The 12,984-nt window shown below is 50.5% G+C and carries 9 protein-coding genes and 1 pseudogene; 6 read left to right on the top strand and 4 right to left on the bottom strand.

Going from position 1 to position 12,984, the window contains the following annotated elements; translation table 11 throughout:
- Positions 1-334: 334 nt before the first annotated feature.
- The 3 genes from F3J38_RS21015 to F3J38_RS21005 all read left to right on the top strand — a co-directional run bounded on the left by F3J38_RS21015 (position 335) and on the right by F3J38_RS21005 (position 3,105).
- Positions 335-1,171, top strand: a complete 837-nt coding sequence (locus tag F3J38_RS21015; protein ID WP_167141598.1) for an alpha/beta fold hydrolase — start codon at positions 335-337, stop codon at positions 1,169-1,171.
- A 329-nt stretch (positions 1,172-1,500) separates the two neighbouring features.
- Complete coding sequence (locus F3J38_RS21010; RefSeq protein WP_167141596.1) at positions 1,501-2,076, top strand: TetR/AcrR family transcriptional regulator; 576 nt, start codon at positions 1,501-1,503, stop codon at positions 2,074-2,076.
- 552 nt (positions 2,077-2,628) lie between these two features.
- Positions 2,629-3,105 (top strand): nuclear transport factor 2 family protein, encoded by a 477-nt coding sequence (locus F3J38_RS21005; protein ID WP_167141594.1) that lies wholly within the window; start codon positions 2,629-2,631, stop codon positions 3,103-3,105.
- 115 nt (positions 3,106-3,220) lie between these two features.
- Here the strand turns inward: F3J38_RS21005 and F3J38_RS21000 are convergent.
- A pseudogene (locus tag F3J38_RS21000) lies at positions 3,221-3,898 on the bottom strand (YuaM family protein).
- 217 nt (positions 3,899-4,115) lie between these two features.
- On the bottom strand, positions 4,116-4,868 hold the full coding sequence (locus F3J38_RS20995; RefSeq protein WP_370661734.1) for a sulfite exporter TauE/SafE family protein: 753 nt from the start codon (positions 4,866-4,868) through the stop codon (positions 4,116-4,118).
- Between the two features lie 50 nt (positions 4,869-4,918).
- Between F3J38_RS20995 and F3J38_RS20990 the strand changes: the two genes are divergently transcribed.
- Positions 4,919-5,872, top strand: a complete 954-nt coding sequence (locus F3J38_RS20990; protein ID WP_240156048.1) for a LysR family transcriptional regulator — start codon at positions 4,919-4,921, stop codon at positions 5,870-5,872.
- Positions 5,873-6,002: 130 nt separating this feature from the next.
- Here the strand turns inward: F3J38_RS20990 and F3J38_RS20985 are convergent, their stop codons facing one another.
- Complete coding sequence (locus tag F3J38_RS20985) at positions 6,003-6,914, bottom strand: alpha/beta fold hydrolase (protein ID WP_167141588.1); 912 nt, start codon at positions 6,912-6,914, stop codon at positions 6,003-6,005.
- A 195-nt stretch (positions 6,915-7,109) separates the two neighbouring features.
- Complete coding sequence (locus F3J38_RS20980) at positions 7,110-8,180, bottom strand: LacI family DNA-binding transcriptional regulator (protein WP_167141587.1); 1,071 nt, start codon at positions 8,178-8,180, stop codon at positions 7,110-7,112.
- A 203-nt stretch (positions 8,181-8,383) separates the two neighbouring features.
- Here F3J38_RS20980 and F3J38_RS20975 point away from each other — a divergent pair, with 203 nt between their 5' ends.
- On the top strand, positions 8,384-11,491 hold the full coding sequence (locus F3J38_RS20975) for a beta-galactosidase (protein ID WP_167141584.1): 3,108 nt from the start codon (positions 8,384-8,386) through the stop codon (positions 11,489-11,491).
- A 182-nt stretch (positions 11,492-11,673) separates the two neighbouring features.
- Positions 11,674-12,939, top strand: coding sequence for an MFS transporter (locus F3J38_RS20970; RefSeq protein ID WP_167141582.1), 1,266 nt, complete (start codon positions 11,674-11,676; stop codon positions 12,937-12,939).
- The last annotated feature ends 45 nt before the right edge of the window (positions 12,940-12,984 follow it).

The raw sequence follows: 12,984 nt of genomic DNA, 5'->3' as shown, positions 1-12,984 counted from the left end.
GTCGGCATCAGGGATAACCACATTAATGCGCCTCAAAAGGCACAGATTGTCGTAAGTATCAAAATTTTCCACTTACTATGTCTAAGCAAAACGTGAATCTATTTTTGAACCAGTGACGTCGCCAGCCCCATTCAGTAAATGATGGGAAAAGGCAGCATTTCCTGACCGGGTATGTAGCCAGTTACCTAAAACAGTGTTCGACGAATAGGGTAGCCGCCTCACTCGCGGAGCATTGTTGTAAAATTTTTAATTCTTAAGTTGTTCTATCTGACCTCTTCCGGGAAATAACTTCCACAGAAGAAAAATGTTTTTTTATCACATAGGAGTACGTTTCATGGCTTTTGCAACGACTAACGACGGTGTGAATATTTATTTTAAAGACTGGGGCTCAAAAGATGCGCAGCCCGTAGTTTTTCATCACGGCTGGCCGCTGAGTTCGGACGATTGGGACAACCAGATGCTGTTCTTCCTTGCCGAAGGTTTTCGTGTAATCGCTATTGATCGTCGCGGACACGGACGTTCGGATCAGGTCAGCGAAGGCCATGATATGGATCACTATGCGGCCGATGTATCTGCAGTCGTCGAACATCTGGACTTGCACAACGCGGTTCACATTGGCCACTCTACCGGCGGTGGTCAGGTGGCCCGTTACGTGGCGAAATACGGCCAGCCACAGAAACGCGTGGCAAAGGCCGTGCTGATAAGCGCGGTACCGCCACTGATGCTGAAAACCGCGGGTAACCCTGAAGGCACCCCAATCGAAGTTTTCGATGGCTTCCGTTCAGGCCTGGCCGCCAACCGTGCTCAGTTCTATCTTGACGTGGCATCGGGTCCGTTTTACGGCTTTAACCGTGAAGGTGCGCAGGTTTCTCAAGGCACCATTCAGAACTGGTGGCGTCAGGGTATGACCGGCAGCGCGCAGGCGCACTATGAAGGAATTAAAGCTTTCTCCGAAACCGATCAGACCGAAGATTTAAAAGCGATTACTGTTCCGACTCTGGTGATGCAGGGCGATGACGATCAGGTCGTGCCATACAAAGCGGCTGCCGTGCTGCAGGATGAATTGCTGGCTGACAGCAAACTGATTATTTATCCAGGCTATCCGCACGGCATGCATACTACCCATGCGGATGTGATCAATGCCGACCTGCTTGCCTTTATTCGTGAATAATTGCTGCCCAAAGTTTTGACCTGAAAGCAGTTAGCCCGACCGGAAGAACTCCGGACGGGCTTCTCAGTCATGGCGAACGGCTCGGCGCATCTTGTCGGACGGAAAAGTTCACCAGCGGAATGGAATCCATAAGCAATACAGATAAGGAGCGCCGATGGCGTGCCCCCCTTTCTAACTCTGTTTCTCAGGCGGTCGGTGAGAGACTTTCAAGCGCGGCAATTTTTCACTTCTTCTCTTCTAGAATTTCAGGTTGCACATGATCAGGGGTATTCTGAACGTCCATTTAAAATTTCGTTGACTGAGTAGAACGATAATTCTACCTTTAATGTATGAACATAAAAACAACTGATACACGGGATAAAATCCTGAAAACCGCCGAACAGCTCATTTACCAGAACGGGATACATGCCATGGGGATGGATGTTCTGGTGAAGACCTCTGGTGTCGCAAGGAAGAGTATTTATCGCCATTTCGCGAACAAAGAGGACGTTGCGTCTGCCGCGTTGACCGAGCGCGATGAGCGATGGATGCAATGGTTCAGATCGGAGTCTGACAAAGGCGAGACGCCTCAGGAGCGGATTCTGAACATGTTCACCGCTCTCACGAGCTGGTTCGAGTCCGACGGCTTCCGGGGCTGCGCGTTTATCAATACTGCCGGGGAAGTTGGCGACCCAGAGGATCCTGTGCGTCAGATAGCAAAGATGCACAAGCAAAAGTTACTGGATTACGTCCTTGAGCTTGCCGGACAGCTGAATGTGGAAAATCCGGAGGCGCTGGCCAAACAGCTGCTGATCCTTTTGGAAGGCGCTATCACAATGTCATACGTGATGGGCGATCTCAAGGCCGCCGGCAACGCACGTGAAATCGCCAGGCTGATGCTGGAGCAGGTCTCACCAGGGAAGTGAGCATCGCAAGCAGATCCTGACTGGCAGGAACTTCATGAGTTTTACCTGAAGGTTGCACGTTGAATCAGCCCCCTTGTTGGTTTCCCTGAGATCAGTGTGCAGGGTGCTCAAGGGGGCACGTTACACTGCGCCCCTACCCAAGTTTGTTCAACTTACCCTTATTCACACCCTACATTCTGTGCCCTCGCGCTCACCTCTTCATGCCAGAAAAAGATTAACGAAAATTCTTTACAAACAATAAGTTAACAAAATTACAGCTTGGGCACTTCCTGCTCGCAGAATTCATTTTAGAAAAAAATCGTTGACGAGGTAGAACGATCATTCTACCTTTAAACCACAGACAAGGATCCGAGTGATGCCGAGAAAGAATTATGGAATCTGCTCAACGCCTGACTCATTAGAACGGCATTCATGCCACCGATAGTGGCCTAAGGGTCAGGGCTCAAAAGTGGCGAGAGAAATTGCGAAGGTTTTACTGGGACAGGTCTTTCACTGAGTCTTGTTCAACGAGAACCTTTTTTAAACCAAACCAAAATTTACAGGAGTTTTACCATGACGAATTCACAAGTACGCTTACCGGATCCTCCATTCACTCTGGAAACGGCGATTGAGAAAGTCCGACTGGCGGAAGACGGCTGGAACACTCGCGATGCTGCGAAAGTTGCGTTGGCTTACTCGCTGGATACCAAATGGCGTAACCGTGCCGAGTTCGCTAACAACCGCGAAGAAGCGCAAGCCTTTCTGGACCGCAAGTGGAAAAAAGAGCATGAGTACCGCCTGATTAAAGAACTGTGGGCATTTGGCGGTAACCGCATTGCCGTCCGCTACGCATACGAATGGCACGATGACTCCGGCAACTGGTTCCGCTCTTACGGAAACGAAAACTGGGAATTTGGGGCTGATGGCCTAATGGAGCGCCGTTTTGCCTGTATTAACGACATGCCAATTAAAGAAAGCGAGCGCAAATATTTCTGGCCGCTTGGCCGTCGTCCTGACGACCATCCGAGCCTGTCAGACCTGGGACTTTAAGTCAGTATGTTTTTCCGCATGAAGCCCACGAAAGTTGTCTTAGCGGGGGCTTTTCGCGCCGATCGTTCCGGTCAGTTATTGCAGAGAACGATATGCTTAATCGGGTAATTAAATTTTATTTCTTAGCCAATTCCTTTAACTTAACGGTAAGTTCAATCAAGGATATTTGATATTTATATCGTTCATTTATATTTTTGATTACCAAGCCGCCTAAAGACATACCTAACAACAAAGCTAAAAAAAATAACAATAAAGTGTCAGGTAGATTTCCCGGCATCATAAAGTGGCTTATTGATTTCGAGAGCCACTCCAGACCGCCAAACGCCTTGATAACTGGCTAGGATAAACCTAACAATGCTATGGCTGCTGTTTTATCACCAAAAAATAGTTTCAGTCTGGACTCATTTCTGGAAACTTTCGTCTCTATCCAGTATTTAGCATAGAGCAACTCATGCTTTTCATACTTAAAAAGTGACTTAGCATATTCCTCATCCCGCTCAATTTCGAGCGTGAAGTATTTGCTCAAATACGTCTTCCACCGAATTATAGATATGATGCCAATGATGGATTCAGAAAAAAGGATCAGAACCCCAAAAAATTGAGACACCAGTGCCATATATAATCCAATCGACTTGAATATTGATGACAACGGATTGAAGTGATGCACCACAACCAGAACCAAACTGATCAGAAAAGGAACTACGGCCAGAATGAGGAACCAGTGATGTATTTTCTTTTCTAAGGCCTCACCTTTCCTTTCTACTTTTATCGATGAATCCTCCAAGCGACTCATCGTGGATACTATTTCTTCTATCCGGTACATTCCACCTCCTGTGTGATTTTTGAGCATAAAAATTTTCGACGATAAGAATACGCCAGTCACCCACCTGCCTCAACTTCACTTAAAACTATAACGTTTAGATTTTGAACGCAGCTTTAGCATCAATCCTAAACTGCCACTGCCATTGACTTATTGCAGCCTTAATAAGCACGGGAACCGCATGCGCTGCTTAAGCGAATATAAAAGGCCGGGAAATCAGTTCTATTCCCAGCACAATAAGGAAAAGGAGAAAACACTGCCTGAAGCGTCTGGCACTGATGCGCGCGCGCACCTTTTGCCCCAGCCACATCCCGGCGAGAGCAGGCAAAATCGACATAACGGAAAGTGAAAACTGCTCTATCCGCAGTGCGCCATGAAGATAAAGCCCTGCGGCGAGAGCAACGGTAGAAACGGTGAATGACAGCCCAAGGGCCTGGACAAGCTCATCCTTAGTGAAGCGAAGCGACTGAAGAAAGGGAACTGCTGGCATAACAAATACGCCTGTCGCACCGGTTATTACGCCGGTAATGCCGCCAATAACGGGTGACAGCCATTTTTCTCTGTCCTGGGATACCACAAGCGATGGCGATGGCGAAGCCAACGCAAAAGCAGCATAAACGATTAAAGCCACACCCAAGCCGAACGCTGACCAGGCTGGATTTATACTGATGAGAAGTGAAGAAGCGGCCAACGTACCAGCAACAATTAGCAGCATCATCAGCCAGAGGCGGCTGATGATCAGCTTCACAGAAGGACCGGTAAAAAGCTGCCATATGTTCGTCACGAAGGAGGGAACCACCAGCAGAGCCGCTGCGAATGGAAGAGGCATAAACATGCCAAGTAGCCCCATTGACACTGTTGGAAGCCCCATTCCGGTGACACCCTTCACAAAGCCGGCAAGGATAAATATAAGTAAAAGGTAGAGATACAGTTGATCGCTCACAAATTTGTCCTGACAAAGGATTTTCAGCGATTCAAACATCTCAGAGGTGCATGGACAATCTGGTTTGTGCGCGTCATGCTTCGGATAATCCGAAGGCTAAGAGAAATATCTTTATGAGGCTGGACCTTTCTGATTTTAAGCTTGTCGTCTGCATTGCTGATGCTGGAAGCATTACCCATGGTGCCCGGCACGCGAACCTGGCTGTCGGCTCTGCCAGTGAGAGGCTGAAAAGAATGGAGGAAGATACCGGGGTAAAGTTGTTCTTTCGTCATCCGAGGGGTGTCAGCCTTACTGAAGCGGGAGAAATCCTCGTGCGACACGCCCGGGAAATACTTGCCAGGCAGGAGGGACTGGAAGCTGAGCTCGGCGCTTACGTCAAAGGTGTGAGAGGAAAAATCCGGCTATACGCCAATACCTCGGCGATGGCGGAGTTTCTTCCCGGCAGGCTTGCAAAGTGGCTAACCGAACACCCGAATGTAGTCATTGAGCTGGAAGAGCGAACCAGTGCGGATATCATTTACAGCATAAGAAATGATATCACTGAAGCTGGGCTCGTATCAGATGCGGTTGACCCCGGCGAACTGACGACTGAGCCTATAGCAGATGACAGGCTTGCCCTTATTGTTCCCCGCACTCATCCGCTTGGGCACAGGGAAAAAGTTTTTCTGTCGGATGCCGTCAATGAACCTTTTATTGGTCTTTATCCCGGCAATGCACTGCAAGATCACATCAGTGGACATGCCAGAGATCTCGGCCATCCACTGACTTATCGGATAAGAATGAGCAGTTTTGAAGGAATTTGCGAAATGGTCAGTAGCGGCATTGGATTGGGTATTATTCCGGTATCTGTAGCTGAGCGCTTCAGTAAAAAAATGCCCTACCTGATATTGCCGCTACACGACAAATGGGCCCGCCGGAGCATCTGCATCTGCTATAAGTCCATGGAATCACTGAGCCCGGCCATGGCAGGATTAATCGAGTTTCTCAAAGCACCGGATAAATAGCACTCTCAGTCTATACAGGCTCAGACTTCAGAGGGAATTCAGTTAAATAAGACCTGATAGTTTTTCGCGCTTTAATTGGCTCTAATCCTTCGGAAGTCTGCCACGGTTTGATATGCGTCATTAACAGACTTCAGTCATTTAAGAATGACTCAACCGCGCTGTTAAACCGTTCTGGCTGATCCAGCATGACAAAGTGAAAACTGTCATCAATACGAGTGAAATGGATATCTCGCGCCAAGGCATAGGCTTGACGGTACATGGCCTCTACCCCGGATGCAGGCACCCCAAATAAAGTGTCATATGCGTACACGACTTCAATCGGCGCTTTAATTAGGCCAAGTTCGGGTCGCAGGTCGGTAATCATCAGTTCATATACTGCATCCGCAATGGTTTTGCGGTCAGAACTGATCCCCGCAGCCACCAGGGCTGGCCTGACAGCCTCGGTTTTTGCTAAACGGGTGATGGAGGTTTTCTGGAACGCTGCAAATTGCTCCGGCGACTGCGCCAGTATCCAGTCCCGTGAAGCACCGGCCTGCTGGGAAGCCGTTTTGCTGGTGGCAGCAGGGTCAATCATCAAAGTATAGAATGGCAAAGCATCGACAATCATCAAGCGCCCAACCTCGTCAGGATGTCGGGCCCCCAGCATCAATGCCACCTCACCACCAAGAGAATGACCAATGATCACCGGAGTTTTCATGTGCTGGGTGTGGATGTATTCAGCGATGGCGTCAGCTGTCGGTGCGATGATTTTGCCGTCTGGATTGGAAATAGCCGGTGTGCTCGCAAAGCCCGCAAGCTCTATAAGATGAACGTGATGGCTCGACTGTAAACGTGATGCGAGTTCAGACCAGACTTCGCGAGACGATGCCAGCCCCGGGATCAATATGACATCCGTTCCCGAGCCTTCTGTCTGAACAGAGATGCGCTTCAAGTTTGGATGTTCCACAGGCATGGACTCAGGCTGGGCTGCGAACGCCGTTGCCAAGGCTGACAACATCAAAAGAGCCCCTCCGATCATCGCTCGGATATTATTGTTAATCATCAATTCTCCCTAATTGAGTCAGACGGCTTAAAATAGAGACAGCCGCGAAAGTCGCTAACACAGTCTGTGTGGTGCAACGGGGAGCAACTCAAGCCGAAAGGATATTTTTGATATTGCTTTCATGCAGTCACAAGAAAAGTGCTCATAGGAACATTATTGTTAATTAATAAGGATTTATGATGCAGAGTACAGCTCCTACAGCTTTTCCACCAGAGTTTTTAATTCGGTGATTAACTGCGCCTGCTCATTCCCGGTTTGACCGGTTATGGGCCAGGTCGACTGGCGGATAACCAATCGTGTCGGCAGCAGCTCACGGATTCTTATTTGTGGATCCGTCATCTGTTTCATAAGCAACTCTACAGCCCGTTTACCGAGTTTGTTAAAGTCCTGCGCCACGGTCGTAAGTGGCGGCTGAAAATAGAGACTGTCTGCCGTGTCATCATAACCGGTGACAGAGACCGCCCTACTCCCGCTGCGATTAAGCTGCGCCAGCGCGCTTAACACTCCGAGCGCCATCTGGTCGTTCGCCACAACGATTGCACTGATCTTCGGATACTGATGCAACAGCTTAAAGGCATTGTGCCAGCCGCTGGCCGCACTCCAGTCACCAAAAACCGTCACCGCGTTACTCACACCATGTCTGTGTAAGGTCTCGCGCCAGCTGTTCAGGCGCATGCGTGCTGAAACAGAACTCTCAGGCCCGGCCAGCAAACCGAACTCCCGGTGCCCCATTTCCCAGAGATGACGAATACAGGCACCACAACCATCAAGATGATCAAAGCGCACACAGCTGACATCCGTCTCCGGTGAAATATCTAAAAACAAACAGCAAATATCCGTATTCTCACTCGCCAGCTTTTCCGCAATATTGGCTTCCAGAGGAAGATTGATAATTGCACCACGAATATTCTGTGCTCGAAACTCATTTAATCGCGCCTGAAGTGAAACGTAATCAGCAACCTCTGGCATCGCAATCGCGACCTCGAGTTGGTGTGCCCCCGCGTGATTTTTTATCGCCGCGGCGATTTGCGAGGGTGCATGCAAGGTCAACGACGCGGTAATCAAGCCAATCAATGGCGCAGACTTACCTGCCAGCAACTGTGCCGAACGGTTAGGAACATAGTGCAAAGCCTGCATCGCGAGAATAACTTTATCGCGGGTGCGCTCAGATACCACATCGGGTTTATTCAATACACGCGAAACCGTCTGCTGTGACACTCCGGCCTCGCGTGCCACATCTTCTAACGTTGCCATTCGGCTCTGCATTAACGTCTCCTCGGGACTCAAAACACGATGTCATTCGCTAACATTTTATGTTTAAAAAACGACAAAATCTCATCGTTTTCGTGGTGTTTCGTGATCGCTAATGAGTTTCAGTTTCGCCAACATTGCCGCCCTAAGGAAAATATCTGATAAATCACCCATCGATGGCTAGCGAACGACATTTCATTCATTCAACGGGTATATCTATGCATTGTCGCGATTCCCACACCTCCCGGGGCCTCTTGTTTCATGATGTGCTTGCACGAGAGGACTGGCAAAACCAGAGCATTACGCACCTTAACCGTTTAACGGCTCACCCAACATTTGCCAGCTGGCGTGATCTTGACGCGGCAAAAGAAAATCAGCCCTCTTCTCAGCGCCGTCAGCTTGACGGTCAGTGGCAGTTTTCATATGCCCGCAGCCCATTTGAGGTGGATGCCGGCTGGCTGGAAAGCGACTTGGCGGACAGCCGAAGCACCCCCGTCCCTTCGAACTGGCAAATGGAAGGGTATGATGCGCCCATCTATACCAACGTGCGTTACCCTATAGAAACCACACCGCCGCGCGTACCCGAAGATAACCCTACCGGCTGCTACTCGCTGACATTCAGCGTGGATGAAAACTGGCTGGACAGCGGCCAGACGCAGATTATCTTTGATGGGGTGAACTCAGCGTTTCATCTGTGGTGCAACGGCGAATGGGTGGGGTACTCACAGGACAGCCGCCTACCGGCAGCCTTCGATCTCAGCCCATTTTTACGTCCGGGCGATAACCGCCTCTGTGTGATGGTGATGCGCTGGAGTGCAGGTACCTGGCTGGAAGATCAAGACATGTGGCGGATGAGTGGGATCTTCCGTTCCGTCTGGTTGCTGAATAAACCGGTGCTGCACCTGAGCGATGTTCAGCTCACTCCGCAGCTGGATGCGCTATACCGCGACGCCACGCTGGAGGTCAGCGTCACTGTTTCAGCCCCGCCACTGCTGCTTGAAAAGCTGAAGGTCAGCGTTGAACTATGGTCTGGCGCCCAACAGGTTGCCAGCCATCAACAACAGCCCGGATCGTCAGTAATTGATGAACGTGGCAGCTATGCTGAACGCACTGTGATGCGTTTGCCGGTTGAACGTCCGGCCTTGTGGAGTGCGGAAACACCGAGTTGCTATCGGGCGGTCGTCTCACTCTGGCGCGGCGATGAGTTGCTGGAAGCTGAAGCCTGGGATATTGGCTTTCGCCGGGTTGAAATCGACAACGGACTGTTAAAGCTCAATGGCAAGCCACTGCTTATCCGTGGCGTGAACCGTCACGAGCATCACCACCAGCACGGCCAGGTTGTTACCGAAGAGGACATGGTGCAGGACATTCTGCTGATGAAGCAGAATAACTTTAATGCCGTTCGCTGCTCTCATTACCCTAATGCACCACGATGGTATGAGCTCTGTAACCGCTATGGCCTGTACGTGATCGATGAAGCTAACATCGAGACCCATGGCATGGTGCCGATGAACCGCCTCTCGGACGATCCGTCCTGGTTACCGGCCTGGAGCGCGCGCGTCACACGCATGGTGCAAAACAACCGTAATCACCCCTCGATTATCATTTGGTCATTGGGTAATGAATCCGGCGGTGGCGGTAACCACGAGGCCATGTATCACTGGCTTAAACGTAACGATCCGTCTCGCCCGGTGCAATATGAAGGTGGCGGCGCGAACAGCACAACCACCGATATTCTCTGCCCAATGTACGCCCGCGTTGACAGCGATCTGCCCATTCCGGCTGTACCGAAATGGGGTATCAAAAAGTGGATTAGCATGCCCGGCGAGCAGCGCCCATTAATCCTCTGCGAATACGCCCACGCCATGGGCAACAGTCTGGGTAATTTTGCTGATTACTGGCAGGCATTCCGTGATTATCCCCGCCTTCAGGGCGGATTTATCTGGGACTGGGCCGATCAGGCTATTACGAAAACCTTCGACGATGGCAGCACGGGTTGGGCCTACGGCGGTGATTTTGGTGATAAACCCAACGATCGCCAGTTTTGTATGAACGGCCTGGTGTTTCCTGATCGCCGCCCACACCCGTCCTTAATTGAGGCCAAACACGCGCAACAATTCTTCCAGTTTGCCCTGCTGTCGCAAAACCCATTACGCGTTAGCATCACAAGCGAATATTTGTTCCGCACAACTGATAACGAGGAACTGCACTGGCAGGTGCAGTCGGCAGGGGAGACCGTTGTTCGTGGCAGTGTGATGCTGAATATCGCTCCTGAAGGTCAGTGCGAGTTGACGCTGAGCGAAGCGCTGAAACTGCCTACCGGAGCAGAAAATGTCTGGCTGCAGCTGGAGATTAGCCAGCCGCAACCCACCGCTTGGTCAGATGCCAGCCATCGCGTTGCCTGGCAACAATTTGCCCTCGCCGCCCCGCTCCTTCTTCGCACTCCTTTACCCGCAGGCGTTGCGCCTGAACTTGAGCAGAGTGACAGCGCCTGGACAATACGCCACGGCGCTCAGCAGTGGGTTATCGACCGCCAGAGTGGCCTGTTGTCGCACTGGAAGGTTGAGGGAACTGAACAACTGTTGACCCCGCTACGCGACCAGTTCGTGCGTGCGCCGCTGGACAACGACATTGGCGTCAGTGAGGTGGAGCGTATTGACCCTAACGCCTGGGTTGAACGCTGGAAGAGCGCAGGGCTCTACTCCCTCACCGCCAGCTGCGTGCAGTGTAACGCACAGCGCTTGGCTCATGAGGTGGTGATTGACAGTCGCTGGCACTACCTGAGCAACGATGAAGTGGTGATCGTCAGCCACTGGCGGATGACTTTTGATGCTGAAGGCAAACTGCATCTGGCAGTAGACGGTGAACGTGCAGGAACGCTACCGCCGCTGCCGCGCGTCGGGTTGAACTTCCAGGTTTGTGATCAGAACACACCGGTTTCATGGCTGGGATTCGGTCCGCATGAAAACTACCCGGATCGTCGCACCAGCGCCTGTTTCTCCCGGTGGGAACTGCCCTTGGAAGATATGACAACGCCGTACATTTTCCCCACGGAGAACGGCCTGCGTTGTGACAGCCAAGCGCTGGACTGGGGGCGCTGGCATGTGGCAGGTGATTTCCACTTCTCCGTCCAGCCTTACAGCACCCAACAATTAATGGAGACCGACCACTGGCACTGTATGCAGCCGGAGAAGGGTGTCTGGATAACTCTTGATAGCCTGCATATGGGCGTCGGTGGTGATGACTCCTGGACACCCAGCGTACTTCCACAATGGCTCCTGCTTGAAACACAATGGCAATATCAGTTAACGCTCCACTTCCAATAATAATCGGGGACGATAAGTCCCCAAAAAATAAAACCGATGCACAATATCATTCGAGTCGCATCAGGATGGCAGGCGAATGGATAACCCGGGAACAGAGATTATTCTGTAGCTGGGTTGAAAGAGCGGAGCCATCAGCAACGTGCCTTTGGTGATGATGCGTGTCACAGGATGGAATATATAAAATGAAACTCTCTGAACTCGAACCAAGAGAACGGCATAACTTCATTTACTTTATGCTGTTCTTTTTCTTCTACTACTTCATTATGTCGGCCTACTTTCCCTTTTTCCCTGTCTGGTTGGCAGAAGTTAACCATTTGACCAAAACAGAAACGGGAATCGTCTTCTCTTCCATCTCGCTGTTCGCGATTATATTTCAGCCGGTGTTTGGACTGATTTCAGACAAACTTGGGTTACGCAAGCACCTGCTGTGGACCATCACGGTGTTGCTGATCTTGTTTGCGCCCTTCTTTATTTTTGTGCTGTCACCGTTATTGCAGTTGAACATCTTAGCCGGTGCGCTGGCGGGCGGTATTTATCTTGGCGTCGTCTTCTCGAGCGGTTCCGGAGCGGTAGAAGCCTATATTGAACGCGTTAGCCGCGCGAATCGTTTTGAATACGGAAAAGTACGCGTTTCCGGCTGTATTGGCTGGGCGTTGTGCGCATCCATCACCGGTATATTGTTTGGCATAGACCCTAATATTACCTTCTGGATCGCCTCAGGGTTTGCACTGGTGCTGGGAGTGTTGCTTTTGATGTCACGCCCGGAAGGGAGTAACAGCGAGCTGGTCATCGATGCACTGGGAGCAAACCGTCAGGCTTTCTCAATGCGCACCGCTGCAGAACTATTACGAATGCCACGTTTCTGGGGATTTATTGTTTACGTGGTGGGTGTGGCCAGCGTATATGACGTGTTCGATCAGCAGTTTGCCAACTTCTTTAAAGGCTTTTTCTCCAGTCCGCAGCGCGGAACCGAGGTGTTTGGCTTTGTCACCACTGGTGGGGAATTACTCAACGCGCTGATTATGTTCTTTGCCCCCGCCATCGTTAACCGCATTGGCGCGAAAAACGCCCTGTTAACTGCCGGTATTATTATGTCAGTGCGTATTCTGGGTTCTTCATTTGCCTCTACATCGTTCGAAGTGGTTATCTTGAAAATGCTGCATATGTTTGAGCTCCCGTTCTTGCTGGTGGGTACCTTCAAATATATTTCATCAGCCTTTAACCCTAAACTCTCGGCAACGCTTTTCCTGATTGGGTTTAACTTATCAAAACAGCTTTCCGGTGTGGTGCTATCTGCATGGGTCGGCCGAATGTATGACACTGTTGGCTTCCACCAAGCCTATCTCATTCTGGGAAGTATTACGCTGAGTTTTACTATCGTTTCCCTATTTACCCTGAAAGGGAGTAAAACCCTACTGCCGACGACTGAATTAAACAGCGCAGCCTGATAATAAGCGCCTGCACTATATGAACGTTAAGGAGGCTGAAAGTAT

The organism is Candidatus Pantoea formicae (assembly GCF_011752625.1).
Lineage (GTDB): Bacteria > Pseudomonadota > Gammaproteobacteria > Enterobacterales > Enterobacteriaceae > Pantoea > Pantoea formicae.
The sequence above is the reverse complement of the archived record's forward strand: the minus strand, read 5'-3'. Positions and strand labels throughout refer to the sequence as shown.

Coding starts and splice junctions, on each gene's coding strand:
- F3J38_RS21015 (WP_167141598.1), top strand. CDS start 335: ATGGCTTTTGCAACGACTAACGACGGTGTGAATATTTATTTTAAAGAC.
- F3J38_RS21010 (WP_167141596.1), top strand. CDS start 1,501: ATGAACATAAAAACAACTGATACACGGGATAAAATCCTGAAAACCGCC.
- F3J38_RS21005 (WP_167141594.1), top strand. CDS start 2,629: ATGACGAATTCACAAGTACGCTTACCGGATCCTCCATTCACTCTGGAA.
- F3J38_RS20990 (WP_240156048.1), top strand. CDS start 4,919: ATGGACAATCTGGTTTGTGCGCGTCATGCTTCGGATAATCCGAAGGCT.
- F3J38_RS20985 (WP_167141588.1), bottom strand. CDS start 6,914: ATGATTAACAATAATATCCGAGCGATGATCGGAGGGGCTCTTTTGATG.
- F3J38_RS20980 (WP_167141587.1), bottom strand. CDS start 8,180: ATGCAGAGCCGAATGGCAACGTTAGAAGATGTGGCACGCGAGGCCGGA.
- F3J38_RS20975 (WP_167141584.1), top strand. CDS start 8,384: ATGCATTGTCGCGATTCCCACACCTCCCGGGGCCTCTTGTTTCATGAT.
- F3J38_RS20970 (WP_167141582.1), top strand. CDS start 11,674: ATGAAACTCTCTGAACTCGAACCAAGAGAACGGCATAACTTCATTTAC.